21 protein-coding genes and 1 tRNA gene are annotated in these 24,307 nt (G+C 72.2%); 9 read left to right on the forward strand and 13 right to left on the reverse strand.

The window, feature by feature from the left end; genetic code table 11:
* Nucleotides 1-98 precede the first annotated feature (98 nt).
* Entirely contained in the window at nucleotides 99-617 is a 519-nt protein-coding gene (locus ACIWQI_RS01160) for a methylated-DNA--[protein]-cysteine S-methyltransferase (RefSeq protein ID WP_396655222.1), read from the forward strand.
* A 103-nt stretch (nucleotides 618-720) separates the two neighbouring features.
* On the opposite strand, the gene ACIWQI_RS01165 is transcribed toward ACIWQI_RS01160, so the two are convergent.
* Both ACIWQI_RS01165 and mfd read right to left on the reverse strand, forming a co-directional pair.
* A complete protein-coding gene (locus ACIWQI_RS01165; protein WP_396655223.1) occupies nucleotides 721-1,464 on the reverse strand; it encodes a gamma-glutamyl-gamma-aminobutyrate hydrolase family protein in 744 nt (247 codons plus the stop codon).
* Entirely contained in the window at nucleotides 1,461-5,090 is a 3,630-nt protein-coding gene (gene mfd, locus ACIWQI_RS01170; RefSeq protein WP_396655224.1) for a transcription-repair coupling factor, read from the reverse strand. Before mfd ends, ACIWQI_RS01165 begins: the two co-directional genes overlap by 4 nt.
* Nucleotides 5,091-5,137: 47 nt before the next feature.
* Between mfd and ACIWQI_RS01175 the strand changes: the two genes are divergently transcribed.
* The gene (locus tag ACIWQI_RS01175) at nucleotides 5,138-5,677 is read left to right on the forward strand and encodes a hypothetical protein (protein WP_396655225.1); all 540 of its coding nucleotides are present in this window, start codon (nucleotides 5,138-5,140) and stop codon (nucleotides 5,675-5,677) included.
* An 18-nt stretch (nucleotides 5,678-5,695) separates the two neighbouring features.
* On the opposite strand, the gene pth is transcribed toward ACIWQI_RS01175, so the two are convergent.
* Nucleotides 5,696-6,280 carry an aminoacyl-tRNA hydrolase gene (gene pth, locus ACIWQI_RS01180; protein ID WP_396655226.1) on the reverse strand — a complete coding sequence of 195 codons (585 nt, stop codon included), beginning with the start codon at nucleotides 6,278-6,280 and terminating at the stop codon, nucleotides 5,696-5,698.
* An 18-nt stretch (nucleotides 6,281-6,298) separates the two neighbouring features.
* On the reverse strand, nucleotides 6,299-6,940 hold the full coding sequence (locus tag ACIWQI_RS01185) for a 50S ribosomal protein L25/general stress protein Ctc (protein WP_396655227.1): 642 nt from the start codon (nucleotides 6,938-6,940) through the stop codon (nucleotides 6,299-6,301).
* A 214-nt stretch (nucleotides 6,941-7,154) separates the two neighbouring features.
* On the opposite strand from ACIWQI_RS01185, the gene ACIWQI_RS01190 reads away from it, so the two are divergent.
* The 5 genes from ACIWQI_RS01190 (at nucleotide 7,155) to ACIWQI_RS01210 (ending at nucleotide 11,645) form a co-directional block, all read left to right on the forward strand.
* Nucleotides 7,155-7,277: a hypothetical protein gene (locus ACIWQI_RS01190; RefSeq protein ID WP_396655228.1), complete on the forward strand. Its 123-nt coding sequence runs from the start codon at nucleotides 7,155-7,157 to the stop codon at nucleotides 7,275-7,277.
* A 4-nt stretch (nucleotides 7,278-7,281) separates the two neighbouring features.
* Nucleotides 7,282-7,809 (forward strand): gluconokinase, encoded by a 528-nt coding sequence (locus ACIWQI_RS01195; protein ID WP_396655229.1) that lies wholly within the window; start codon nucleotides 7,282-7,284, stop codon nucleotides 7,807-7,809.
* A gap of 56 nt (nucleotides 7,810-7,865) precedes the next feature.
* Nucleotides 7,866-9,338 (forward strand): NADP-dependent phosphogluconate dehydrogenase, encoded by a 1,473-nt coding sequence (gene gndA, locus ACIWQI_RS01200; RefSeq protein WP_396655230.1) that lies wholly within the window; start codon nucleotides 7,866-7,868, stop codon nucleotides 9,336-9,338.
* Nucleotides 9,339-9,408: 70 nt separating this feature from the next.
* Nucleotides 9,409-10,143, forward strand: a complete 735-nt coding sequence (locus ACIWQI_RS01205; protein WP_396655231.1) for a response regulator transcription factor — start codon at nucleotides 9,409-9,411, stop codon at nucleotides 10,141-10,143.
* On the forward strand, nucleotides 10,140-11,645 hold the full coding sequence (locus tag ACIWQI_RS01210) for a sensor histidine kinase (RefSeq protein ID WP_396655232.1): 1,506 nt from the start codon (nucleotides 10,140-10,142) through the stop codon (nucleotides 11,643-11,645). Before ACIWQI_RS01205 ends, ACIWQI_RS01210 begins: the two co-directional genes overlap by 4 nt.
* Here the strand turns inward: ACIWQI_RS01210 and ACIWQI_RS01215 are convergent.
* The 7 genes from ACIWQI_RS01215 to ACIWQI_RS01245 form a co-directional block, all read right to left on the reverse strand.
* Complete coding sequence (locus ACIWQI_RS01215) at nucleotides 11,639-13,207, reverse strand: FAD-dependent oxidoreductase (protein WP_396655233.1); 1,569 nt, start codon at nucleotides 13,205-13,207, stop codon at nucleotides 11,639-11,641. The two genes, ACIWQI_RS01210 and ACIWQI_RS01215, sit on opposite strands and share 7 nt — an antisense overlap.
* Before the next feature lie 10 nt (nucleotides 13,208-13,217).
* Nucleotides 13,218-14,093, reverse strand: coding sequence for an FAD:protein FMN transferase (locus tag ACIWQI_RS01220; RefSeq protein ID WP_396655234.1), 876 nt, complete (start codon nucleotides 14,091-14,093; stop codon nucleotides 13,218-13,220).
* Nucleotides 14,094-14,096: 3 nt separating this feature from the next.
* Nucleotides 14,097-14,573, reverse strand: a complete 477-nt coding sequence (locus ACIWQI_RS01225; RefSeq protein WP_396655235.1) for a hypothetical protein — start codon at nucleotides 14,571-14,573, stop codon at nucleotides 14,097-14,099.
* A 37-nt stretch (nucleotides 14,574-14,610) separates the two neighbouring features.
* Nucleotides 14,611-17,337, reverse strand: a complete 2,727-nt coding sequence (locus ACIWQI_RS01230) for a cation-translocating P-type ATPase (RefSeq protein ID WP_396655236.1) — start codon at nucleotides 17,335-17,337, stop codon at nucleotides 14,611-14,613.
* Nucleotides 17,338-17,345: 8 nt separating this feature from the next.
* Nucleotides 17,346-18,323, reverse strand: coding sequence for a ribose-phosphate diphosphokinase (locus ACIWQI_RS01235; protein ID WP_396655297.1), 978 nt, complete (start codon nucleotides 18,321-18,323; stop codon nucleotides 17,346-17,348).
* Nucleotides 18,324-18,354: 31 nt separating this feature from the next.
* Complete coding sequence (glmU, locus tag ACIWQI_RS01240) at nucleotides 18,355-19,797, reverse strand: bifunctional UDP-N-acetylglucosamine diphosphorylase/glucosamine-1-phosphate N-acetyltransferase GlmU (protein ID WP_396655237.1); 1,443 nt, start codon at nucleotides 19,795-19,797, stop codon at nucleotides 18,355-18,357.
* A gap of 1 nt (nucleotide 19,798) precedes the next feature.
* A tRNA-Gln gene (locus ACIWQI_RS01245) sits at nucleotides 19,799-19,870 on the reverse strand.
* A gap of 75 nt (nucleotides 19,871-19,945) precedes the next feature.
* Here ACIWQI_RS01245 and ACIWQI_RS01250 point away from each other — a divergent pair.
* Entirely contained in the window at nucleotides 19,946-20,446 is a 501-nt protein-coding gene (locus ACIWQI_RS01250; RefSeq protein ID WP_396655238.1) for a MarR family winged helix-turn-helix transcriptional regulator, read from the forward strand.
* On the opposite strand, the gene ACIWQI_RS01255 is transcribed toward ACIWQI_RS01250, so the two are convergent.
* Nucleotides 20,447-21,436 (reverse strand): flavin reductase, encoded by a 990-nt coding sequence (locus ACIWQI_RS01255; protein ID WP_396655239.1) that lies wholly within the window; start codon nucleotides 21,434-21,436, stop codon nucleotides 20,447-20,449.
* Between the two features lie 103 nt (nucleotides 21,437-21,539).
* On the opposite strand from ACIWQI_RS01255, the gene ACIWQI_RS01260 reads away from it, so the two are divergent.
* Nucleotides 21,540-23,363, forward strand: a complete 1,824-nt coding sequence (locus ACIWQI_RS01260) for an ABC-F family ATP-binding cassette domain-containing protein (RefSeq protein ID WP_396655240.1) — start codon at nucleotides 21,540-21,542, stop codon at nucleotides 23,361-23,363.
* 18 nt (nucleotides 23,364-23,381) lie between these two features.
* Here the strand turns inward: ACIWQI_RS01260 and ACIWQI_RS01265 are convergent, their stop codons facing one another.
* Entirely contained in the window at nucleotides 23,382-24,296 is a 915-nt protein-coding gene (locus tag ACIWQI_RS01265; RefSeq protein WP_396655241.1) for an ABC transporter substrate-binding protein, read from the reverse strand.
* Nucleotides 24,297-24,307: the final 11 nt, after the last annotated feature.

The following is a 24,307-nucleotide window of genomic DNA, read 5'->3' on the forward strand; positions in this document are numbered from 1 at the left end:
GCCGCATCCGCTCCTGCACAGCGGGTCCGACGAGGCGTTTCTGCACCGATCCGGCTCCGAGCGGCAGCGCCGTCGCCTCGGCGCGACAGGATGGTCGCATGACCCCGCTGCGCTTCGGAACCGAGCCCACCCCCGTCGGAACGGCTGTCATCGCCGTCGGCGACGCGGGCCTTCTCGCCCTCGAGTTCGACGAAGCGCCGCCCGAGCACACGCTCGAGCCGGTGATGCAGAGCCGGGGCGCGGTCGCCGTGCACGACCCCACCGCGGTCGAGCACATCGCCGCGCAGCTGCGCGAGTACTTCGCCGGCGAGCGCACCGCGTTCGACGTCGACATCGACTGGTCGCTCACGCACGGCTTCCCCCGCGCCGCCCTGCAGGCGATCTGCGAGATCCCCTACGGCGAGACGGCCGCGTACGGCGAGGTGGCGATCTCCGCCGGCTCGCCGGGGGCTGCCCGTGCAGTCGGCACCGCGTGCGCGCGAACGCCCATCAGCCTCGTCGTGCCGGTGCATCGGGTGGTCCGCTCCGACGGCTCCATCGGCCGGTACGGGCGCCACCCCGAGGTCAAGCGCTTCCTCGTCGACCTCGAGCGCGCGAACGCGCGCGCGGGCGTGTAGGCCGCCTGCGCGCGACGCGCCCCCGGGTCATGGACCCCGGGGGCGCGTGTCCGTATGCCCGCGCAGGGCGCCCGATCCGGCGTGTCGCGAGTCGTGCCCGCGGCTACGCAGGGGTCCGCTGTGCCGGGCCCGAGCGCGGGGCATCCGCCGCTGCGCGCGCGAAGTCGGCGAGCAGCGACCGGAAGGGCGCCGGATCGGCGCCCGCGTCCTCGGGGTGCCATTGCACGCCCACGACCCACGCACCGGGCAGCTCGACCGCCTCGATCACGCCGTCCGGCGCCGTCGCGCTGACCGCGAGGCCCGCACCGAGGCGATCGACGGCCTGGTGATGACCGGAGCGGATGTCGTGCGCTCCGGCTCCCACGATGCCCGCGAGGCGCGTCCCCGGGTGCACGTGGACAGGGTGAGAGATCATCGGGACGTCGTCGCGCACGTGGATGCCTTCGCCGAGATCCTGCACGAGAGTGCCGCCGAGCACCACGTTCAGCAGCTGCATGCCGCGGCAGATCGTCAGCAGCGGCCTGCCGGCGTCGAGGGCACGGCGCATCAGCTCGCACTCGAACATGTCGGCGGCGGCATCCATCGACCGCACGTGCGCACCGGCGGGCGCCTGCCCGTACAGCGCCGGGTCGACATCTGCGCCCCCCAGCACGATCACACCCGCCGCCCCGGCCGTCACCGCGTCCGCGGCGGCATCCGCCGCAGCCGCATTGACCCAGCGCAGGTCGATGCCGACATCCGCGGCGGCCGCCGCCGCGCCGGCGGCGAGGTCGCGCAGCTCACGGGCGAACCGCGCATCGTGCCGCGGGGTCTCGCTGGAGTACGAGATGACGACCGGCCCGATCACGGCGCGTCCTCGGCGACCGGCACCGGCTCCGGCCACAGCTGGTCGAGCAGCTGACCGGTCCAGGCGATGAGCTCGGCGTCCGGCAGCGGCTCGCCGCCGGCTGTGGGCAGCGGCAGCACCAGCGCCTCGCCGCCCTGCAGCAGCTTCGCCTTGGGGTGCAGACGCTGCAGCCGCACCCGCATCGAGTCGGGCAGGCGCGCCGGGGCGATGCGCAGGTTCGGCCCCATGGCCACGACGTCGGCAAGACCTGCACGCGCGGCGCGTCGCCGCAGGCGCGCCACCGCGACCAGGCCCTCCACCTCGGCCGGCGGCTCACCGTACCGATCGCGCAGCTCGTCGACGACGAGGTCGATCGCGTCGTCCTTCGCCGACGCCGCGGCGGCCGCCGACAGCTTCTGGTACGCCTCCAGCCGCAGCCGCTCGCTGTCGATGTACGCCTCGGGGATGCGCGCCTGCACGGGCAGCTCCAGCCGCAGCTCGGCCGGTCCCTCGACATCCTCTCCCCGGAACGCCGAGACGGCCTCGCCGATCATCCGCAGATAGAGGTCGAAGCCGACGCCGGCGATGTGTCCCGCCTGCTCGGCGCCGAGCAGGTTGCCCGCCCCGCGGATCTCGAGGTCCTTGAGCGCGACCTGCATGCCCGAGCCCAGCTCGTTGTTGACGGCGATCGTCTCCAGCCGGTCCGCAGCCGTCTCCGACAACGGCTTCTGCTCGTCATAGAGGAAGTACGCGTACGCGCGCTCGCGCCCGCGCCCCACCCGCCCGCGCAGCTGGTGCAGCTGCGACAGACCGTACTTGTCGGCGCGATCGATGATGATCGTGTTCGCGTTCGAGATGTCGAGACCGGTCTCCACGATCGTGGTCGACACCAGCACGTCGGCCCGGCGCTCCCAGAAGTCGTCGACGACCTGCTCGAGCTGATGCTCGCCCATCTGCCCGTGCGCCACCGCGATGCGCGCTTCGGGCACGAGCTCGGCCAGCTCGGCGGCTACTCGCTGGATCGACTTCACCCGGTTGTGCACGAAGAACACCTGGCCCTCGCGCAGCAGCTCGCGACGGATCGCTGCGGCGATCTGCTTCTCGTTGCGCGGCCCGACGTAGGTGAGGATCGGATGCCGGTCCTCCGGCGGGGTCTGCAGGGTCGACATCTCGCGGATCCCGGTGACCGCCATCTCCAGGGTGCGCGGGATGGGCGTGGCGCTCATCGCGAGGATGTCGACGTTCGTCTTCAGCTTCTTCAGCGCGTCCTTGTGCTCGACCCCGAAGCGCTGCTCCTCGTCGACGATCAGCAGGCCGAGGTCTTTGAAGCGCACCTTCTCGGTCAGGATCCGGTGCGTGCCGACGACCATGTCGATCGTGCCGTCGGCGAGGCCGGCGACGACGTCCCGCGCCTCCTTGTCGGTCTGGAACCGCGACAGCGCGCGCACCTTCACCGGGAATCCGGCGAAACGTTCGCTGAACGTCTCCAGGTGCTGCTTGACCAGCAGCGTCGTCGGGACGAGCATGGCGACCTGCTTGCCCTCCTGGATGGCCTTGAACGAGGCGCGCACCGCGACCTCGGTCTTGCCGAAGCCGACGTCGCCCGACAGCAGCCGGTCCATCGGGATGGGCTTTTCCATGTCGGCCTTGATCTCATCGATCGTCTGCAGCTGATCGGGCGTCTCGGCGAACGGGAACGCCTCCTCCAACTCGCGCTGCCAGGGCGTGTCGGGGCCGAACGCGTACCCCTTCGACGCCATCCGGGCCGAGTACAGCTTCACGAGTTCGACGGCGATGTCGCGCACCGCCTTGCGCGCACGACCCTTGGCCGCAGCCCAGTCGCTGCCGCCCATCTTCGACAGCGTCGGCGACTCGCCGCCGACGTAGCGCGAGAGCAGGTCGAGCTGATCGGTGGGCACGTAGAGCTTGTCGCCCGGATAGCCGCGCTTGGACGGCGCGTACTCCAGGACCAGATACTCCCGCTTGCTCTTGACCGGGTGGCGCCCGCCGCTGGAGACCTCACGCTGGGTCAGTTCGACGAACCGGCCGATGCCGTGCGTGGCGTGCACGACGAAGTCGCCGGGCTTGAGCTGCAGCGGGTCGACGACGTTGCGCCGCCTGGACGCGAGCCGCCTGACCACCCGCGAGTCGGAGCCGATGGTGCGGCCGTAGAACTCGGTCTCGGTGAGCACCGCCAGCTTCGCGTCCGGAGCCTCGAACCCGCGCTCCAGCGGCGCGGCGGTGACCAGGGCGACGCCGCGCTCGGGCGGCTCGAGCACGTCCTCGACCCGGCGTGCGGCGACGCCGCGCTCGGCGAGCACATCGAGGGCGCGGTCGGCCAGCCCGGCACCCGAGGCGGTCACCACGACGCTCCACCCGTCCGCGACGAGCTCTGCGACATGGGCTGTGGCGCCCTCCACATTGCCCTGGAAGGAGGGGACGGAGGCCGCGGCCACCCGGATCGCGGTGCCCTCGCCGACATCCAGCCCCTCCGCGGCCGCATCGGCGGCGCCCGAGTCGAAGGCGCTGAGCGTCCACCACACGCCGCCGCGATCGGCAGCCGCCTGCCGCAGCTGCGGAAGCGTGAGGAAGTCGCCCGCACTGCGGTGGGCGAGCAGCGAAGCGGGGTCGATGGGCGTCTCGGCCCCCGAGACGGCGGCGCTCCAGGCGGCATCCAGGAACTCGCGGTTCGTCTCGGACAGCGTGATCGCCCGCGTCACCGACCGCTCCGGGTCCAGCAGCGCGACGGCGGCGCCCTCGGGCAGATAGTCGGCGATGGTCACGACCCGCTCCACGAGGATCGGCATGAGGGACTCCATGCCCTCGACCGGGATGCCTTCGGCCATCTTCTCGAGCATCCCCCGGATCCCGGGCAGCTCGCCGGTCAGCTCGCGCGCCCGCTGCCGCACGGCATCGGTCAGCAGCAGCTCGCGAGCGGCGAGCAGCTCGACCGCGGGCACGTCGCCGGGCAGGGACCGCTGGTCGGCGACCGAGAACGCTCGGATCTGGTCCACCTCATCGCCGAAGAACTCGATGCGGAAGGGGTGGTCGGCGGCGGGCGGGAAGACGTCGAGGATGCCGCCGCGCACCGCGAACTCGCCGCGCCGCGACACCATGTCGACCCGCAGATAGGCGCGCTGCACGAGGTGCGCCGCGATCTCGCCGAGCTCGTGGCCGCGCGAGCCCACGGCGAGCGTGAGCGGCTGATCGTCCGCGAGCCCTGCCGCCAGCGGCTGCAGCGCGCCGCGCACCGAGGTGGTGACCACCAGCGGCGGCCGCTCGGGCGCGGGCGACCGGCCCCACAGGGCGACCCGGCGGAGCACGTCGAGTCGGCGTCCCACGGTCTCGGCGCTCGGGCTCAGCCGTTCGTGCGGCAGCGTCTCCCACGCCGGCAGGTGGAGCACCAGCGACCCGGGCAGCAGCGCCTCCAGCGCGGGGCCGATGTCGTCGGCACGTCGACCGGTGGGCGCCACGGCGAGCAGGGCCGGCGGCGCTCCGCGCTGCGCGCGCCGCTCGAGCAGGGCCGCGAGCACGGGGGCGTCGAGCCCCTCGACGAGCGAGAGGTCGGCATCGACGGATGCCGAGGCGAGCGTCTCCTGGAGGGTCTCGGCCTGCGCCAGGGCGCGCGCGATCCCGGAAACCATCACCGCACGAGTCTACGGCGCCTCGGAAGCGTCGTGCGAAGATGGGGCGCATGAGCGACCCGCAGCATCCGGTGCCGCCGGCACCGCACCCGCCGGGGCCGCCTCCCACGGCGCCGCCGGTCGCCCCCTACAGCGGCCCGTACGCCGCGCCGTACCTGGCCCCGGTGCACCCGCAGTACGCGTCGGCGGTGGCGCCGCCGGCGCGTGCGTCGAACATGCTCGGAATCGTCGCGGTGATCGTCGCGGGCCTGGCGGCGATCACCCCGATCCTTGCCGCGGTGGCGGCCTTCCGGATCGGCGCCGGCACCGGGGCTCGACTGGTCGACCGGCCCCCGGCATCCGAGTTCGATCTGAGCATCCTCTCGCCGGTGCGCGACTGGGTGCTCGTCGGCGAGCTGTCGTTCTGGATCGGCACGGTCCTCGGCATCTGGGCCATCGTGCAGGGCATCGTCGCGATCGCGCGCAACAGGGGCCGGGCGCCCGGCGTCGTGGCCGTGGTCGTGGCCGTGCTGGCGCCGATCGTGTTCGCCGTGGCGACGGTGCTCGCATTGGGCGCCGGCATCGAGGCGGGGGGCTTCACCGGCGTCTGACGCGCGTCACGCCATCGCTCACACGCGCGGCGCGTGGTGCTTCTGCTGCGCCGCGATCAGTCCCTCGTCCACGAGCAGCTCGACCGCGTCCGCCGCGTCGCCGATCACCAGCGGCAGCTGACCGCGCTCGGCGGAGCTGAACGGATCGAGCACCCAGTCGGCGGGATCCTGACGTCCGGCGGGCCGGCCGATGCCCACCCGCACCCGCGGGAAGTCGGGGGTGCCGAGCGCCTTGGCCACGTCTCGCACCCCGTTGTGGCCGCCGTGCCCGCCTCCGGATTTGAGCTTGACCGAGTCGAACGGGATGTCGAGCTCGTCGTGCACGACGATCACCCGTTCCGGTTCGACCCCGTAGAACTTCGCGAGCGCCGCGACCGGCCCGCCCGACACGTTCATGAACGAGTTTGGCTTGGCCAGCACCAGCTTGGCGTCGCCGGGGCGCAGCCACGTCTCGGCCACGCGCGCGTTCGCCTTGTGCGCCCTGAAGCGCTCACCGCGGCGCTCGGCGAGCTCGTCGAGCACGAGCTGCCCGATGTTGTGCCGGGTCAGCTCGTAGCGCGGGCCGGGATTGCCGAGCCCGACCACGAGCCACGTCTGCGCCATCGCCGGGGAGCCGCCGCCTTACTCGGCCGCGGCTTCCTCGGCGGCCTCCGCGGCCGGCTCGGCAGCAGCCTCGGCGGCCTCGGCCTCGGCGGCCTCCTCCTCAGGCTCGGCGGCGACCGTCGGGATCGACACGGCGACGAAGAGCAGGTCGGGCTCGTCCAGCAGCGTCGCGCCCTTGGGCAGCACGAGGTCGGCGGCGGTGATGTGCGTGCCGTCCTCGAGGCCCTCGACGTCGGCCTCGACGTGCTCGGGGATGTTCGTCGCCTCGACCTCGAGTCGCACCGTGGTGTTGTCGAGGGTCGCGATGGTGCCCGAGAAGGGCTCGCCGACCATGAGGACCGGGACCTCCACCTGGACCTTCTCGCCCTTCTTCACGACGAGCAGGTCGATGTGCTCGATGATCTGGCGCACCGGGTCCTTCTGCACGTCCTTGACCAGCGCGAGCTGCTCCTTGCCGGCCACGTCGAGCTCGAGCACCGCGTTGGCGCGCCGCACGAGCAGCGAGACCTGGTGACCGGGCAGGGCGACATGGACGGGCTCTGAGCCGTGGCCGTAGATGACGGCGGGGATCTTGCCGGCCGCGCGCAGGCGCCGGGCGAAGCCCTTCCCGAACTGCTCGCGCGGCTCGGCGTGGACCTTGTTGTCGGTGTCGGTCGACATGTGGATTCTCCTTGCGGCGCCCGCGGTCGCGCAGGAGCCCTGTGTATGTGGTCTGTGGTCTTCGACTCGAACGCACACGCGTGAGGAAGGCCGTGAAGCCTGCCGACCGCGTCGATCACGGATGCCCGTGGCATCCCTCGCCGAAGTTCGATCCCACAGTCTACCAGCGGCCCCGCTACGATGAAGACGCACCGTCTGGCACATCGGAGGACCCATGGACTACGGCTTCTTGTCCCACATCGTGCTGTGGGTCGTCGCGGCGATCGGCGTCGTCGGGACGATCGGCGTGGTCCTCTCGTTCTGGTTCCTGGGGCGGCAGAACTACCGCAAGAACTGACCGGGTGCCGCACCGCCTCACACCGCCCGTCGTCGTCATGGGTGTGTCGGCGGCCGGAAAGTCGAGCGTCGCCGAGAGCCTCGCCGGCATCCTCGGCGTCCCGTGGCGGGACGCCGATGCTCTCCACCCGCCGCAGAACATCGCGAAGATGGCGAGGGGTCGGCCCCTGACCGACGCGGACCGGTGGTCGTGGCTGGATACCGTGGGACGCGAGCTCGGGGCGGGGTCGATGGGCGAAGGCCCGGTCATGGCGTGCTCGGCGCTGCGCCGCGCCTATCGCGACCGCCTGCGCGAGCACGCGCCGACCGCGCTGTTCGTCCACCTCACCGGACCGCCGGAGCTGCTCGCCGCCCGCGCGGCCGCCCGGAAGGGGCACTACATGCCGCCCTCCCTGCTGCCGTCCCAGCTCGCGGTGCTCGAGCCGCTCGAGCCCGATGAGGCCGGTGTGACCATCGACGTCACACCTCCGGTCGCCGAGATCGCCGCCGCCGCCGCGTCATGGATCCGCCGTCACGTCGGCGACGACGTCTGACCCTAGGCTGGACCTGTCCCCTCCCCCACGGAGCATCACGGTATGAGGAGTGCACCATGACCGAGCCAGCTGCGAACATCGGCGTCGTCGGGCTGGCGGTGATGGGCTCGAACCTGGCCCGCAACCTCGCGAGCCGGGAGGGCAACACGGTGGCGGTGTTCAACCGCACGCGCGCCAGGACCGACGAGCTGGTCGCCGAGCACCCGGAGGCCGGCTTCGTGCCCACCGGATCGTACGCGGAGTTCGCCGCCGCGCTGCGCAGGCCGCGCACCGCGATCGTCATGGTGAAGGCCGGCGCGCCGACGGATGCGGTGATCGACGACCTGCTGGCGGTGTTCGAGCCCGGTGACATCATCGTCGACGGCGGCAACGCGCTGTTCACCGACACCATCCGGCGGGAGAAGGCGGTGCGCGCCACGGGGGTCAACTTCGTGGGCATGGGCGTCTCCGGCGGTGAGGAGGGCGCGCTGCTGGGTCCGTCGCTGATGCCCGGCGGGCCGGACGAGTCCTGGGCCACCCTCGGCCCGATCCTGCACTCGATCGCGGCCGTCGCCGACGGCGAGCCGTGCGTCACCCACGTCGGTCACGACGGCGCCGGGCACTTCGTGAAGATGGTGCACAACGGCATCGAGTACGCCGACATGCAGCTGATCGCCGAGGCCTACGACCTCATCCGCCGCGGCACCGGGAAGACGCCGGCCGAGATCGCCGACGTGTTCGCCGAGTGGAACCGCGGCGAGCTGGAGTCCTACCTCATCGAGATCACCGCCGAGGTGCTGCGCCAGACGGATGCGGCCACCGGCGCTCCGCTCGTGGACGTCATCGTCGACCAGGCGGGCGCCAAGGGAACCGGGGGCTGGACGGTGCAGACGGCGATCGACCTGGGCGTGCCGGTGTCCGGCATCGCCGAGGCCGTGTTCGCGAGGGCGCTGTCGTCGCACCCCGGGCAGCGGACGGCGGCGCGCGGCCTGCCCGGTCCCTCGACAGGCTCGGGGAGCGGGAACGGGACCGGGGGCGGGGACGAACCGGCCGAGGATCCGGATCGCTTCATCGAGGACGTGCGACTCGCCCTGTTCGCGTCGAAGATCGTCGCGTACAGCCAGGGCTTCGACGAGATCCGCGCCGGCGCCGCGCAGTACGGCTGGGACATCGATCTCGGCGCGATCGCGCGGATCTGGCGGGCCGGCTGCATCATCCGCGCCCAGTTCCTGGGCCGCATCGCCGACGCCTACGCCGCCCAGCCGGACCTCCCGGTGCTGCTGACGGCGCCGTACTTCGAGGAGGCGCTCGCCCGTGGCCAGGACGCATGGCGTCGCACCGTCGCGTACGCGGCGAGCGCCGGCATCCCCACCCCCGCCTTCTCGTCGTCGCTGGCCTACTACGACGGGCTGCGCGCCGACCGGCTGCCCGCCGCGCTCATCCAGGGACAGCGCGACTTCTTCGGCGCGCACACGTACCGGCGCACCGACCGGCCCGGCGTGTTCCACACGCTCTGGTCCGGCGACCGCACCGAGATCGAGGCGCCGTGACGCCGGGCTTCACAGCCGGCGCATAGCGTCCTCCATAGGAAACTCATAGAACGGCCTTCACAATGGGGGCATGACCGCCGCCGTCCCTGCACCCGCCCTCCGCCGCCCCGACGGCGCTCCCGTGCGCGTGCTCGTCGTCGACGACGAGCAGATGCTCACCGATCTGCTCTCGATGGCGCTGCGCATGGAGGGCTGGGAGGTTCGCACCGCGGGCTCGGGCCTCGAGGCCCTGCACGGTGTGCGGGACTTCGACCCCGACGCCATGGTGCTCGACATCATGATGCCCGACCTCGACGGCATGGCGGTGCTGCAGCGGCTGCGTCAGACGGGCAACGACGTGCCGGTGCTGTTCCTCACCGCGAAGGACGCCGTCGCAGACCGCGTGGCCGGGCTGACGGCGGGCGGCGACGACTATGTGACCAAGCCGTTCAGCCTCGAAGAGGTCGTCGCACGGCTGCGCGGTCTCATGCGCCGAGCGGGCACCGCGCTGACCGGCGACGTCGATCCCACTCTTCGGGTGGGAGACCTCTCGCTCAACGAGGACTCGCACGAGGTGGAGCGCGCCGGCGACGAGATCGAGCTCACCGCGACCGAGTTCGAGCTGCTGCGCTTCCTCATGCGCAACCAGCGCCGCGTGGTCTCGAAGGCGCAGATCCTCGATCGCGTGTGGAACTACGACTTCGGCGGCCGCTCCAGCGTCGTGGAGCTCTACATCTCGTACCTGCGCAAGAAGATCGATCACGGCCGCACTCCGCTGATCCACACCGTGCGCGGCGTCGGGTACATGATCAAGGCCCCGCAGTGACCGAGGCCGCCGGCGCCGCGGACTCCCCGCCGACGGCGGCTCGCACACGGGCGCCCTGGAGCCTGCAGAGCCGGCTCATCGTCACGGTCATCGGCATCGTCGGCCTGCTGCTGGTCGTGGTCGCCGCCGCGACGAGCACCATCCTGGGGAGCGTCCTCAAGCAGGGCCTGGACAGCGAGATCGCGTCCACCGCGCGCTCCGTGCAGCTGTTCTCCCCCGGCTTCCCCCCGCAGGCGCTCACCGCCCACGAGGCCCTCGCCGGCAGCCGGGCACCCTACGGCTTCCTCCTCGTGCTGCGCAGCGCCGACGGCGCCGTCAGCGCTGCGGTGGTCGATGCCGACGGCGTGGTCACGAGTCTCACCGAGACCCAGCAGGACCAGCTGCAGAATGCCGTGCACAGCGGCCGCCACGACGTGACCCTCACAGGCCTGGGCGGATACCGGATCACGTCCGTGGCGTGGCCCACCGCCCTGATCAGCGGCATCGCGGGCCTGCCCCTGCGCGGGGTGAACGAGACGATCGGCGCGATGCTGGTGACCGTGGGCCTGGTCACCGCCGCGGGCCTGGTGGTGCTCGCCGGAGCGATCATCGTGGTCATCCGCATGGGGCTGCGGCCTCTGCGCGCCGTCGCGGACACCGCTGCGCGGGTGGCCGCGCTGCCCCTCGCGCGCGGGGAGGTGTCGATCGCCGAGCGCGTGCCGCCTGCCGAGTCCGACGAGCGCACCGAGATCGGGCGGGTGGGCGCGGCGCTGAACACCCTGCTCGACCACGTCGGCTCGTCGCTGGAGGCGCGGCAGCGCAACGAGGAGCGGATGCGGCGCTTCGTCGCGGACGCGAGCCACGAGCTGCGCACGCCCCTGTCGTCGATCCGCGGGTACTCCGAGCTCTCGCTGCGGGCGCTCCAGCAGGGCGCCCCCGCGGAAGGCACCGAGGCGTCGCTGGAGCGGATCCAGGCGCAGTCGGTGCGCATGACCGCGCTCGTGGAGGACCTGCTGCTGCTCGCCCGGCTCGACGAGGGCCAGGAGCTCGTATACGGCTCGGTCGATGTGAGCCGTCTGGTGATCGAGGCGGTCGGCGATGCGCGCGCGGCCGGCCCCGACCACTCCTGGGGCCTCGACCTCGCCGAGGAGCCGGTCGTGGTCGCCGCAGACGCGGCGCGGCTGACCCAAGTGGTGTCGAACCTGCTGGCCAACGCCCGCACGCACACCCCCGCGGGAACGACGGTGACGGTGAGTCTGGAGCGGATGGGGTCGGATGCCGTGCTCCGCGTGCACGATGACGGCCCCGGCGTCGACCCGGCGATCGCCGGCGAGCTGTTCGAGCGCTTCGCGCGCGCGGACCGCTCGCGCGCCCGCGCGACCGGGGGCACGGGACTGGGGCTGTCGATCGTGAAGGCGATCGTGGACGCCCACCACGGCTCGGTGACGGTCGCGAGCGAGCCCGGCGACACGACGTTCACCGTGCGCCTGCCCGCGGCCCGGCCCGCCGAGCCGGATCAGTAGCCCGAGAACGCGTCCGTCGTGACCGATCGCGCCTTGGCGAGCGCGGGGGCCAGGTCTGCGATGAGCCCGGGAGGCCCCGAGATGTAGGCGTGCCGCGCCGCGATGTCGGGCACCACGTCGGCCAGTCCCGCCGCGTCCAGCCGCACCCCCCGTGCCCACGTCCAGTTCCCGGGCAGGTTCTCGGGGCGGTCGCGGGTGAAGACGACGACCGGCATGCCGGATGCCTCCAGCTCGTCGCGGAAGGCGAGCTCGGAGGCATCCGAGGCGACGTACACGAGCACGACGTCGCGGTCCTCCTGCGCGAGCCGCAGGTGGCGCAGCTGCGATACGAACGGCGTCACGCCGATGCCCGCCGCCACCATCAGCACGGGCGCCCCGTGACGTCGAGGGAGCACGAAGTCTCCCCACACGCCCGTGACCGCGAGCCGGTCGCCGGCGTGCACGCCGGCGAGGGCCCGCTTGTAGCTGGAGGGCTTGGCCCCGGCGTTCTCGCGGAACGCGATGGCGATCTCGGGCAGGTCCTCGGGCGCCGAGACGATGCTGAACTCGCGGCGCGTCCCGCGGGCATCCGGGCGGCGGTGCGGCACGTCCAGCTCGAGGTACTGGCCGGGGAGGAACCGGACCGGCCGTGAGGCGCGGAAGGTGAGCCGGCGCACCGTGCCGGTGACATCCGATCGGCTCTCCAGCGTCACCCGCACGGCCGTGCGCACCGTGAAGGCGAAAGCGAGCAGGTTGCCGATCAGCAGCGCCCGCTCCTGGCCGAGGCTCAGCACTCCCAGGTCGATCGGCCAGCCCACGAGCACGCCCACGAGCGCCGCCACGCAGAACTGCTGCCACCGTCGTGGCGGCAGCGTCAGCGGCTCCGAGAGCATGAAGGCGCCGAGGAAGAGGATCGGCGACGACCACAGCACGACGTTGAGCAGCTGCAGCGCGTCCACGGGCAGCCCCGCCGCATCGAACTGCGCCGCGACCCGGAAGAAGCCCACCGCCACGGCGACCACGACGAACAGGGTGACCACCCGCAGTCGCTCGGTGCGCCACAGCACGGTCACTCCCGCGATGATCACCGGCGCCGCCATCACCGGCGTGCCCACCCACCATGAGGGCACGCCGAGGGCGGGCCAGGCCAGGGCCAGCAGCGTCAGCACCGTGGCGCCGATCGCGGCGGGGTTGAAGATGTGACGGCCGCGCCAGGCCAGGACGTACTTGGACGAGGACGCCGCCAACGCCGCCAGCGCGATGCCCGCCAGTCCCCACGGCTCGAGCGTGGGCCGCAGCACGAACAGGAGGATGTGCCCGGTGATGATCGACGACTCATAGCGGTGCGGCAGGCGCAGCGCCCGCTGCGCCACGGTGTCGACGCCCGCAGCCACCCCCACCAGCACCGCCAGCGACACGACGAGCTCCAGCGGTCCGGGAAGGACCAGGCCGAACAGCGACAGGACGAATGCGACGAGCGCGAGCCCTGCCAGGGACAGCAGCACGAGCCGGTACATCGAGACCTGGCCGAGCACCCGCAGGACGCGGTTCCACGGGGCGGAGAGGAAGGCGACCGAGCTCATGGTCTCTACGCTAACCGGCCCGGACGAACACCTCGGCCGGGCAGCCCGGCGACCACTCCGCGCGCCCGTCGGAGAACATGCGCACCCAATCCGCGCCCCACTGCGCGGCCAGGCGCTCTCCGCCGTCGAAGAACAGCGCCGTCGCGATCGCGTCGGCGCGCATCGCCGAGTCGCACAGCGCCCAGGTGGCCACCACCGTCCGCACCGGCTCCCCCGTGCGGGCGTCGAGCACATGGTGCAGACCGTCCCCCCAGGCGCGCCGATTCGACCCCGATGCGCACAGCGCGGCGTCCGCCACCTCGACGACGCCGATCGCGCGGGCGGGATCGTAGGGATGCTCCAGCGCGACGCGCACCGGCGCCCCGCGGGCGACGAGGTCGCCGCCGGCATCCACCACCACGTCCCCCTCGGTCCGCTCTGCGATGACCGCGAGCACCCGGTCGACGAGACGCCCCTTGCCGAGGGCGCCCACGTCGAGGAGGGCGGGTTCGGAGAGCGTGATCCGATCGGGCGTCCAGACCAGCTGCCGCCGCCAGTCGCGCGGTGCGGCAAGGGGCGCTCCCGCCGCGGTGAGCGTGACGTCGGCGTCGTACCCGAGCCGCTCCAGGGAGGCGCCCACCAGAGGGTTGACCGCACCGCCGGTCGCGTCCGCCAGGGCGGCATAGGCGTCGAGCATGGCGGCGGTGTCGGGCGGCGCGGCGACAGCCCCGGCACCGCGGGCCAGCGCCGACACGAGCGAGTCGGGACGGAAGCGCGACCAGTCCCGGTCGAAGGCGTCGATGAGCGACCGGACGGCCTGCCGTGCAGGATCATCGAGCGGTGCGGAGGTCTCGATCTCCCAGACGGTGCCGATCGCGTCGAAGCGCCACATCGACCCCGCCGCCATCGGCTAGCCCGTCGCCTGCTGCTTGATCAGCTCGATGGCGCTGTTGAAGCCGCCGCTGGTCAGCGAGGATCCGGCGACCCGGTGGACCGACAACTCGTCGATGTGCCTTCCGACGACCTCGGCGGCGATGCCGCCGATGAACTCGCCCTGGTACTCCCGCGACTCGGACTTCTGCGGATTGCCCACCACCTCGACCGACGTGATCGTGTCCGACTGCAGCGTCACGGTCACCCGGACGGTCTCGATCGACTCCGGCGTCGCGTAGGTGCCTTCGGCGGTGTAGGTGCCGTCGGCGTAGGAGCCCGCCGCCACCGGACCTGTGCTGCCTCCGTCGGTGCCGGCGTCGGCGGGCGGGACGGTGCGGTCGGGGTCGGCGGTGTCCGTCGCGGGCGCGCACGCGGCCAGTGCGAGCAGGCCGGCGACGCCGGCAAGGGCGGCTCCGGTGCGGGCGGGACGGAGTGCGGCGGCGGTGCGGATCATGCGGGCCTTTCTCGGGTCGGCGCGTGATGGCTGAGGATCACGATAGCGGCGCGTCGATCCGATCCGGGGCGTCGAACCTATGGGTCTGCTTGGAGTCGCGCCGCTGCGACGGGCGCAGCGCCTTGAGCACCTCCACGGCCAGGAAGATCCCCGCCGACAGGGCGACGGCGAGCAGCCATGCGGGCGGACCGAGCGGGCGCGAGTCGAACAGCTCGTGCATGAAGGGCGCGTAGGTGTACACCAGCTGCAGCACGACGAGGGCAAGAGCCGACCACCAGACGACCCGATTGCCCCGCAGCACATCGACGGTCAGGCTCGAGCGCGACAGGAGGCGGCAGTTGAACAGGTACGCCAGCTGGCCCAGCGCCAGCATCGCGACCGCGGCCGTGCGCGCGTACGCGAGGTCGCCTGTGCCGCCCATCACGGTGTAGAAGACGAAGAGCGTCGCCGCCGCGATCAGCAGTGACACCAGCAGGACGAACCCGAGCTCGCGCAGCGACACGATCGAGCCGCCCGGGGTGCGGGGCGGCCGTGTCATGATGCCGCGCTCGGCCGGCTCGTAGGCCAGCGCGAGCGAGAGGGTGACCGCCGTGATCATGTTCACCCACAGCACCTGGACGGGAGTCAGGGGCATGGCGAGGCCGAACACGATCGCCACGAGGATCACCAGCGACTGTGCGCCGTTGGTCGGCAGCAGGAACACGACCGACTTGCGCAGGTTGTCGTAGATGCGTCGCCCTTCGCGGATCGCGCTGCGGATCGTGGCGAAGTTGTCGTCGGCGAGCACGATCTCGGCGGCCTCCTTGGTCGCCTCCGTGCCCTTGATCCCCATCGCCACGCCGACGTCGGCGCGGGTGAGGGCCGGGGCGTCGTTGACCCCGTCTCCGGTCATCGCCACGACCTCGCCGTGCGCCTGGAGGGCGCGCACGATGCGGATCTTGTGCTCAGGACTCGTGCGGGCGTACACGTCGACATCGCGCACGACGGCCTTCAGCTGCTCCTGGCTCATCGCCTCCAGCTCGGCACCGGTGAGCACCGGCGCCCCGGAATCGGGGATCAGACCCATCTCGGTGCTGATGGCCACCGCCGTCCCGGCGTGGTCACCGGTGATCATCTTCACCCGGATGCCGGCGGCGTGGCAGTCCGCGATGGCTGCGACGGCCTCGGGACGAGGCGGATCGAGGATGCCCCAGACGCCGAGGAACTCGAGATCGACGAGGTCGGACAGCTCGACCGATCCTCGATCTCGTCGCACCGGGAGCCGCGCCGCCGCGAGCACGCGCAGGCCCTCGCCGCTGAGCTCGGCGATGACGCCCTCCCAGCGCACGATGTCGAGCGGCTCGCTGCCGGCGGCGCCGCGCTGGGTCAGCGATCGCTCCAGCAGCCGGTCCGGTGCGCCCTTGACGAGGATCGCGCGCGAGCCGTCTCCGGCCTCGTGCAGCGTCGCCATGAGCTTGTTCGCCGAGTCGAAGGGCACGACATCGAGTCGCGTCGTTCCGGCCCCGGTGATCCCTCCCTTCATCGCGACGACCTTCAGCGCGCCCTCGGTGGGCTCGCCGACCAGCGTCCAGCCGGCATCCGTCTCCCTGATGTGCGCGTCGTTGCAGAGGTTCGCGACCGCCAGCATCGCGGTCAGGTCTCCGCCGCCGGCCGGAGCGATCTCCCCCTCCGGGCGGTAGCCGAGCCCGCTCACGGTGTACTCGGCGAGCGGGGTCACGATCCGCCGCACGGTCATCTCGTTCTTGGTGAGGGTGCCGGTCTTGTCCGAGCAGACGGTCGTCACCGACCCGAGGGTCTCGACCGCGGTGAGCTTGCGCGTGATGGCGCTGCGCCGCGCCATCTGCTGCACCCCGATCGCCAGGGTGATCGTGACCAGGGCCGGCAGCCCCTCGGGGATCGCCGCCACCGCGAAGCCGATCGTGGCCGAGATGAGATCGGCGAACGGCATCCGGTGCACGAACCGGCCGATCGCGAGCATCAGCACCGCCATGCCGAGGATCACGAGCGTGAGGCGCTTGCCGAAGTCGTCCAGCTGGCGGGTCAGCGGGGTCTCGAGCGACCCCGACTCGCCGACGAGCGTCTGGATCGTGCCGATCTCGGTGCGCGCGCCCGTGCCGGTGACGATGCCGCGGCCGGTGCCGGCGGCGACGATCGTCCCCGAGAACGCCATCGAGCTGCGATCGCCCACCCCGGCATCGTCGGGCACCGGGTCGACGGACTTCGACGAGGGCACCGACTCCCCCGTGAGCGCGGACTCGTCGATGCGCAGCTGGGCGGCGCCCACCAGGCGGAGGTCGGCGGGCACCTTGTCGCCCGGGGCCAGCCGCACCACGTCACCGGGCACGAGGTCGGCTGCGGGCACGGCGTGCCACCCTCCGTCGCGGCGCGCCGAGGCATCCGCCGACAGCATCCCCCTGATCCCCGCCAGCGCCTTCTCCGCCCGGCCCTCCTGCACGAAGCCGATCACGGCATTGATGACGGCCACCGCCATGATCACCCAGAACTCGAGCCAGTCGCCCATGATCCCCTTGATCGCGGCGGCGCCCAGGAGGATGTAGATCAGCGTGTCGTTGAAGTGGACGAGGAACCGGACGATCGCGGGCCGGCGACGCGCCTCCGGCAGGAGGTTCGGTCCGAGCGCCTCAAGACGGGCGGCCGCCTCCGCCGAGGACAGCCCGCCCGCATCGGTGCGCAGCCGCTGCGCGACGTCGTCGGCTGTCAGCGCGTGCGGCCGATCGATGGGTTCCGGCGCCGCGCTGTCCACGGATGCTCCTATGCGGCCCCGTCGAACATGCTGGTCACCGAGCCGTCCTCGAAGACCTCCCGGATCGCGCGTGCGAGCAGCGGTGCGATGGGCAGGATCGTCAGGCCCGGGAAGCGCTCACGCTCCGGCACCGGGATGGTGTCGGTCACCACCACCTCGTCGATCGCCGGATCCTGCAGGCGCTCGGTCGCCGGGTCGCTGAAGACCGCGTGGGTGGCCGCAACGATGACCTTCTCGGCGCCGTTCGCCTTCAGCGCCTGGGCCGCCATCATGATCGTGCCGCCGGTGTCGATCATGTCGTCGACGAGCAGGCACACGCGGCCGTCGACGTGCCCGACGATCTCGTGGACGGTGACCTGATTGGCCAGGTTCGGGTCGCGCCGCTTGTGGATGATCGCCAGCGGAGCGCCCAGGCTGTCCGACCACTGATCGGCCACGCGCACGCGCCCGGTGTCGGGTGAGACGACGGTGAGCCGGGCACGGTCCTCGTCGGTGAGGGACTGCTGGAAGTGCCCGAGCAGCACCGGCTTCGCGAAGAGGTGGTCGACGGGTCCGTCGAAGAACCCCTGGATCTGCGCGGCGTGCAGGTCGACGCTCATGACCCGGTCGGCGCCGGCGGTGCGCAGCAGATCGGCGATCAGGCGCGCGCTGATCGGCTCGCGACCGCGACCCTTCTTGTCCTGCCGGGAGTAGGGGTAGTACGGGGCGACGACGGTGATCCGCTTGGCCGACGCGCGCTTGGCGGCGTCGAGCATGATCAGCAGCTCCATCATCCACTCGTTGACCGGCGGCCCGAACGACTGGATGAGGAAGACGTCGCAGCCGCGGATCGACACCTCGAAGCGGGTGAGGATCTCGCCGGAGGCGAAGGTGCGGTACTCGGTCGGCACGAGCTGGGTGCCCAGCGCCTCCGCGACCGCGGCGGCCAGCTCGGGGTGCGAGCGACCGGCCGCGACGACGAGTCGCTTCTTGGTCTTGGTGACCAGCCCGGGGGCGATGCCGTGGTCGCGGTCGAGGTCAGTCTTCTTCTTGCCCACCCTGTTCCGCCCTCTCCGCCGCTTCCGCGGCGGCCGTGCCCGGCCGGCTTCGCCCGACCCAGCCCTCGATGTTGCGCTGCGGGGCCGCCAGGAGCGCGAGCGCACCCGGCGGGACATCCTTCCGAACGACGGTTCCGGCGCCCGTGTAGGCCCCGTCTCCGATCCTAACGGGCGCGACGAACACGTTGTGCGACCCGGTGCGCACGTGATCGCCGACCTCGGTCCGATGCTTGGCCACTCCGTCGTAGTTCGCCACGATCGTGCCGGCGCCGATGTTGGCGCCCACGCCCACCTCGGCATCGCCGACGTAGGACAGGTGCGGCACCTTGCTGGCGTCGCCGATGCGGGCGTTCTTGGTCTCGACGAAGGTGCCGATCTTGCCGTCGGCGCCCAGGTACGTGCCCGGGCGGAGGTACGCGAACGGGCCGACGCTCGCCCGCGCGCCGATCACCGCGAGCGTCCCGTCGGTGCGCGTCACCCGGGCGTGCTCGCCCACCTCGCAGTCGGTGAGGGTGGTGTCCGGGCCGATCACCGCGCCGGTGGCGACCACCGTGGCCCGCAGCAGCTGCGTGTTCGGCCGCACCGTCACGTCCGGCGCCAGGGTGACCGTCTCGTCGATCCAGGTGGTGGCGGGGTCCATCACCGTCACGCCCTCGCGCTGCCACCGGCGCACGATGCGGTCGTTGAGGATGCGGGCCGCCTCCGCCAGCTGGATGCGGTCGTTGACGCCGAGCGCGACGCGGGGGTCGGGGGCCACCGTGGCGGCGACCTGGTCTCCCGCGGCGCGCAGCAGGCCGATCACGTCGGTGAGGTAGCGCTCGCCCTGGGAGTTGGCGGTGCCGACGGCGCCGATGTGCGCGCGCAGCTGCGCCGCACGGAACACGTACACGCCCGCGTTGATCTCGTCGATCGCGGCCTCGTCGGCAGAGGCATCCTTCTGCTCCACGATCCGCTCGACCGTTCCGTCCGCCGCGCGCACCACGCGACCGTAGCCGGTCGGATCGGGCATGCGGGCGCTGAGCAGCGTCGCCGCCGCGCCCGAGGCCCGGTGGGCGGCGATGAGCTCGGCCAGCTCGGACGCCTCCAGCAGCGGCACGTCGCCGCTGAGCACGAGCACGTCGCCGCCGAAGTCGCCGGGAAGCTGCTGCAGGGCGACCTCGACGGCACGGCCGGTGCCCGGGATCTCGTCCTGGTCGACGATCTGCAGGTCGGCGCCCCCGTCGTCGATGGCCTCGGCGACGCGGTCGCGCTCGTGACGCACCACGACCCGCACGTACGCCGCATCCAGATCGCGGGCGGTGGAGATCACGTGGGCCACGAGCGGGCGGCCGCCGATCGGATGCAGCACCTTGGGCAGCGACGACTTCATGCGGGTGCCCTGGCCGGCGGCGAGGATGACGATGGCGAGCTGGGTGTCTGTCATGCTCCGCCGCCAGGACTCGAACCTGGACCTCACAGCTCCAAAGGCTGTCGTGCTGCCATTACACCACGGCGGACCGCGGCCCCGGTCTCGCCCGTGCCGCCCGTCAAGTCTGCCATGCACGGTCCGGGCGCCCCGCGATAATGGGACCATGCCGCCGCGCGAGAACGACGAGGTCGACCGCATCGTCGACGCCTGGAGCGCACAGCGTCCCGACCTCGACTTCTCGCCCCTGCAGGTGCTCTCCCGCGTCGACCGGCTCTCGCGCCACCTCGATCGCGCGCGGCGCGCCGCGTTCCAGCGCAGCGATCTGGAGCTGTGGGAGTGGGACGTGCTCTCGGCGCTGCGTCGTGCCGGCGAGCCGTATCAGCTGAGCCCCAAGCAGCTGCTGCAGCAGACGCTCGTCTCCAGCGGCACGATGACCAATCGCATCGACCGCCTCGTCGGCCGGCGGCTGGTGCGCCGCGAGGCCGACCCGGGCGACCGGCGCGGGGTGCTGGTGACCCTCACCGACGACGGGCGCGTGCGGGTGGATGCCGCGATCACGCGCCTGGTCGACGCGGAGGCGGTGCTGCTGTCATCCCTCTCCCGCTCGGACCGCGAGCGCCTCGCCGCCCTGCTGCGCAAGCTCAGCCTCGGGTTCGACGCCTGATCAGTCCAGCACGGGTGCGTGCGGCGCAGTCGGCGACGAGTGCAGCCACCCCACCTCGGGGCCACGCTCGAACAGGTGACGGAAGGCGTAGACGAGCGGGTGCCACGCCACGGGGTCGACGTTCCCGTCCGGGCACAGCAGGCCGGGATCGGCGTGCACCCGCAGCACCTCTGCCTCGACCATGTCGTAGCCGCCGTCGACGCCGGGGGTGAGCCGGCGCACCTTCGCCTCGAACTGCAGCCGGCACTCCCGCACGCGCGGCGGCGCCACCAGCTCCGAGGGCTGCGCGGTGAGCCCGGCGGCGCCGAACTTGTCGGGTTCGTACCGGTAGCGCTTCGCCTTGTGCGCGGGCACCGGGGTGCGGCCCGTCAGCGTCGACAGCCGCACGACCGCCTGCCAGTTCTCCGGCGAGGGGAAGCCGATGGTCAGCTCGCCGCGGGCGTGCAGGTTCAGCGAGGTCTGACTGTCGTCCTCGATGCCCAGCACGACCATGTTCCCCAGCGCCCAGTGCGACGAGGCCGGCGACAGGTTCGGGGTGCCGTCGTCATTGGTGGTGCCCACCAGGAAGGCGGGGGTTCCGACGTACAGCACGCTGGGATGCGCCTCCACGTGCGTGGGCGCCGGCGCCGGCGCCGCCTCGTGCGGTGCGAGCCATCCGTCCTCCCCGCGCTGGAGCGGGATCGTCTCGATCACCACGTCGCGGTCCGCGGACGGGATCGGGCCGAGGATGCGCACGCCGGCGCCGTCCACCTCCACCGCGATGCCCTGGCGGCGCAGCGCCTCCGCGTCCAGGACCACCAGCACGATCGGCAGCGTGAGGTCGGCGTACCGCTGGTCGAGCACGGACTGGACGGCCTCGGCGGTGCACGCGCGGATGTGCCCGCCGTCGACGTAGGGGGTCCCCCGGGTGGCCGCCTCATAGGCTCCGGCCGGAACGCTCATCTCCCAGTCGTCGGCGATGGCGACGTGGTACACCCGCTCTGAACCCATGATCCCAACGTATCCCCGCGCACCGGGCGCCCGGCCCGTCGTTACGGCGCGCTGCCGGGGGCCTGTGCGCGGCACGCAGGCGTCACCACGTAGCCTTCCCTGGATGGCACATCTGCTCGGAGCCCAGGCCCTGCACGTCGAATACCCCGCGAAGGTGGTGCTCGACGACGTCTCGCTGGGCGTGGACGAGGGCGATCGCATCGGCATCGTGGGGCGCAACGGCGACGGGAAGTCCACCCTCATGAAGGTGCTCACCGGCCGTGTCGAGCCCGACTCCGGCCGCGTCACCCGTCGCGGCGGCCTGCGGGTCGGCATGCTCGCGCAGGAGGACGACCTCCCCGCCGAGGGGTCGGTGCAGGACGCGGTCGTCGGCGACCGGGCCGAGCACCTGTGGCTCGGCGACGCGCGCATCCGGGACGTGCTCGCGGGACTGCTGGGCGATGTCGAACTCGCGACGCCGCTGGCGAGCCTGTCCGGAGGTCAGCGCCGCCGCGTCTCGCTGGCACGCCTGCTCGTCGAGGACTGGGACATCGTGGCGCTGGACGAGCCCACGAACCATCTGGATGTCGAGGGCATCGCGTGGCTGGCCGATCACCTGCGGGCGCGGTGGCCGGCGGCATCCGGCGCGCTGCTGCTGGTCACGCACGACCGCTGGTTCCTCGACGCGGTGTGCACGCGCATGTGGGAGGTCCACGACGGCGAGGTCGAGGCGTTCGAGGGCGGCTATGCCGCGTACGTGCTGCAGCGGGTGGAGCGGCAGCGCCAGGCCGCCGTCGCGGAAGAGAAGCGGCGCAACCTGCTGCGCAAGGAGCTGGCGTGGCTGCGCCGCGGGGCGCCCGCGCGCACCTCGAAGCCGAAGTTCCGATTGGATGCCGCGAGCCAGCTCATCGAGGGAGAGCCGCCGCCGCGCGACTCCGTCGAGTTGATGCAGCTGGCCACGGCGCGCCTGGGCAAGGATGTCGTCGACCTGCTGGACGCCGGTGTCTCCTTCGGCGATCGCGTGGTGCTGCGCGATGTCCAGTGGCGCATCGCGCCCGGCGAGCGCACCGGGATCCTGGGGCCCAACGGCGCGGGCAAGACCACGCTCCTGGGGCTGGTCGCAGGGACCGTCGAGCCCACGTCGGGGCGGGTCAAGCGCGGGAAGACCGTGCGCGTGGCCACGCTCAGCCAGCGCCTCACCGAGCTCGACGACCTCGCCCACCTGCGGGTGCGCGAGGTGCTCGCCCGGCAGAAGACGACGTATGCCGCCGGCGGCCGGGAGCTGACCCCCGCCCAGCTGCTGGAGCGGCTCGGGTTCCGCTCGTCGGAGCTGTCGACGCCCGTGCGCGACCTCTCCGGCGGCCAGAAGCGGCGCCTGCAGCTCCTGCTCGTGCTGCTGGGCGAGCCGAATGTGCTGATCCTCGACGAGCCGAGCAACGACTTGGACACCGACATGCTCGCCGCCCTCGAAGACCTGCTGGATTCGTGGCCGGGCACGCTCCTGGTCGTCTCGCACGACCGGTACCTGCTGGAGCGGGTGACCGATCAGCAGTACGGGATCCTCCCCGGCGCGGACGGCGCGGGGCGCCTGCGGCATCTGCCGGGCGGGGTCGACGAGTACCTGCGGCTGCGCGCGGCTCCCCCGACGAGCTCGGGAACCGGCGTCGTCCGAACCGCTCACCCGTCATCGACGGAGCCGCAGCCGAGGCCACACGCCGACCCCCCACTCGCCGGCGCCGCGCGCCGTGCCGCCGAGAAGGAGCTGTCGGCGATCGACCGCAAGCTCGACAAGCTCGCCACAGAGCTCGCTGCGCTCGACGTGCAGCTGGCCGAGGCGCACGACGACTACGAGCGCCTCCTCGTCCTGCAGAGCAGGCGCGACGCCCTGGTGGCCGAGATCGCCGAGCTGGAGGACCGCTGGCTGCGGCTCTCCGAGCAGCTCGGCTAGCCACTGGGGCGACGGACCTCAGCTCAGGCCATTGTCAGCCAGCCACTGCGTCGCGATGTCGGCCGACGACTTCTTGTCGACCGTGCTCTGCACGTTCAGCGCCACGAGGCCGTCGGCGGTGAGCTTGGCCTGCACGGCGTTGATGACATCCGCGATCTCGTCGGCGACGTCGACGTTCACCAGCGGGACCACGTTCGACGCGAGGAACAGCCCCTCCGGGTCCGCCAGCACCGTGAGACTCTCGGTCTCGATGCGCGGGTCGGCGGTGAACACGTTCGCCACGTTCACGGTGCCGGCCACCAGCTCGTCGACCGTGGTGTCCCCGGTCCCCTTGAACTCGACGTCGATGCCGTAGACCTCCTTCAGCCCCGCCGGCCCGTACGGCCGCTCGGCGAGTTCGGGCGGACCGCCCAGCACGAGCGTCTCGGAGACGTTCGCCAGATCGGCGATCGTGGCGAGTCCGTTCGCATCGGCGAAGGCCGTCGTCACGGTGTAGGAGTCCTGATCGCTCGCCTCGGCCTGGTCGAGCACCGTGAGGTTGTCCGGCAGCGCCTCGCCCAGCGCCGCGTACACGTCGTCAGGCGTGCGCGCCTCGGTCTCGGGGTCGAAGAACTGCAGCAGGTTGCCCGTGTACTCGGGGAAGAGGGTGATCTCGCCGCTCTCGATGGAGGGGATGTAGGCGTCGCGCTGGCCGATCTGGAACTTGCGCTCCACCGTGAAGCCCGCGTTCTCCAGCGCCTGGGCGTAGATCTCGGCGACGATCTCGTTGGAGTAGTACGACTGCGAGCCCACGACGATCGTCTCGGTCTCGCCGCCGCCTCCGGCCGGTGTCGTCGGGGTCTCGAGCGGGTTGTCCGAGGCGCAGCCGGCGAAGGCCAGGGCACCGGCGACGAGGACGGCGGTCGCCGCGAGTCGCTTCCGTGCTGTGAACATGATTCCTCTTC

This window comes from Microbacterium sp., assembly GCF_044508325.1.
In the GTDB taxonomy this organism is placed as follows: Bacteria; Actinomycetota; Actinomycetes; order Actinomycetales; family Microbacteriaceae; genus Microbacterium.

What these genes read in the sequence shown, in the direction of transcription:
- ACIWQI_RS01205 (WP_396655231.1), top strand. Translation starts at nt 9,409, where the DNA reads ATGACCGCCGCCGTCCCTGCACCCGCCCTCCGCCGCCCCGACGGCGCT.
- ACIWQI_RS01250 (WP_396655238.1), top strand. Translation starts at nt 19,946, where the DNA reads ATGCCGCCGCGCGAGAACGACGAGGTCGACCGCATCGTCGACGCCTGG.
- ACIWQI_RS01255 (WP_396655239.1), bottom strand. Translation starts at nt 21,436, where the DNA reads ATGGGTTCAGAGCGGGTGTACCACGTCGCCATCGCCGACGACTGGGAG.
- ACIWQI_RS01160 (WP_396655222.1), top strand. Translation starts at nt 99, where the DNA reads ATGACCCCGCTGCGCTTCGGAACCGAGCCCACCCCCGTCGGAACGGCT.
- ACIWQI_RS01215 (WP_396655233.1), bottom strand. Translation starts at nt 13,207, where the DNA reads ATGAGCTCGGTCGCCTTCCTCTCCGCCCCGTGGAACCGCGTCCTGCGG.
- gndA (WP_396655230.1), top strand. Translation starts at nt 7,866, where the DNA reads ATGACCGAGCCAGCTGCGAACATCGGCGTCGTCGGGCTGGCGGTGATG.
- ACIWQI_RS01265 (WP_396655241.1), bottom strand. Translation starts at nt 24,296, where the DNA reads ATGTTCACAGCACGGAAGCGACTCGCGGCGACCGCCGTCCTCGTCGCC.
- ACIWQI_RS01220 (WP_396655234.1), bottom strand. Translation starts at nt 14,093, where the DNA reads ATGGCGGCGGGGTCGATGTGGCGCTTCGACGCGATCGGCACCGTCTGG.
- ACIWQI_RS01190 (WP_396655228.1), top strand. Translation starts at nt 7,155, where the DNA reads ATGGACTACGGCTTCTTGTCCCACATCGTGCTGTGGGTCGTCGCGGCG.
- ACIWQI_RS01225 (WP_396655235.1), bottom strand. Translation starts at nt 14,573, where the DNA reads ATGATCCGCACCGCCGCCGCACTCCGTCCCGCCCGCACCGGAGCCGCC.
- ACIWQI_RS01260 (WP_396655240.1), top strand. Translation starts at nt 21,540, where the DNA reads ATGGCACATCTGCTCGGAGCCCAGGCCCTGCACGTCGAATACCCCGCG.
- glmU (WP_396655237.1), bottom strand. Translation starts at nt 19,797, where the DNA reads ATGACAGACACCCAGCTCGCCATCGTCATCCTCGCCGCCGGCCAGGGC.
- pth (WP_396655226.1), bottom strand. Translation starts at nt 6,280, where the DNA reads ATGGCGCAGACGTGGCTCGTGGTCGGGCTCGGCAATCCCGGCCCGCGC.
- ACIWQI_RS01175 (WP_396655225.1), top strand. Translation starts at nt 5,138, where the DNA reads ATGAGCGACCCGCAGCATCCGGTGCCGCCGGCACCGCACCCGCCGGGG.
- ACIWQI_RS01185 (WP_396655227.1), bottom strand. Translation starts at nt 6,940, where the DNA reads ATGTCGACCGACACCGACAACAAGGTCCACGCCGAGCCGCGCGAGCAG.